Annotated in this window: 1 pseudogene; it reads right to left on the bottom strand. The window is 54.9% G+C overall.

Features of this window, described 5'->3' with window-relative positions:
- Positions 1-240: pseudogene (locus DVK00_RS20850) on the bottom strand (hypothetical protein); the annotation flags it as partial.
- Positions 241-477: the final 237 nt, after the last annotated feature.

Below are 477 nucleotides of genomic sequence, written 5' to 3'. Positions count from 1 at the left end.
CCAGTCTTCGCTGGAGCTCCAGCTATCGAACATCGCCTCATCGCTCCCGTAGCCGACGGTCACGCCGTCGATATCGGGCACGTCCGCAACCGTGTCGTCAGTCTCGCCTTCGAGCAGCCGAAGGACGCCGTACCGCAGGTACTCGTGTGCTGGATGGTCCGTCGATCGAGCGACCTGGTCGTGCTGTTTTGCAACTCGTTCCGCCTCATTGAGGACAGCGGACAAATACAGTTCAGTCATGGTTCGTGGAGACGGGACTGCGCCCCCGCCCCTCGGCGGGCGCTGAAAAACTTAACCAACAAATAGCGATCAGTCATATCCTTTGTTGGTTAATCCCTCTCTGCTCGAATGCTGCGCCGGATCGGATTACCTGAGCCAAGAGGGTATGTCTGTATAGAGATAACTTTATAAGGGAATACGGGGGACAAGACTAATACAGTTAGATGCGATACCGATAACTATCGATGATGGAGTACG

The organism is Haloarcula sp. Atlit-47R, from assembly GCF_003665985.1.
Lineage (GTDB): Archaea > Halobacteriota > Halobacteria > Halobacteriales > Haloarculaceae > Haloarcula > Haloarcula taiwanensis.
Note: the sequence above shows the minus strand (reverse complement) of the source record. Positions and strands in the feature narration are given on the sequence as shown.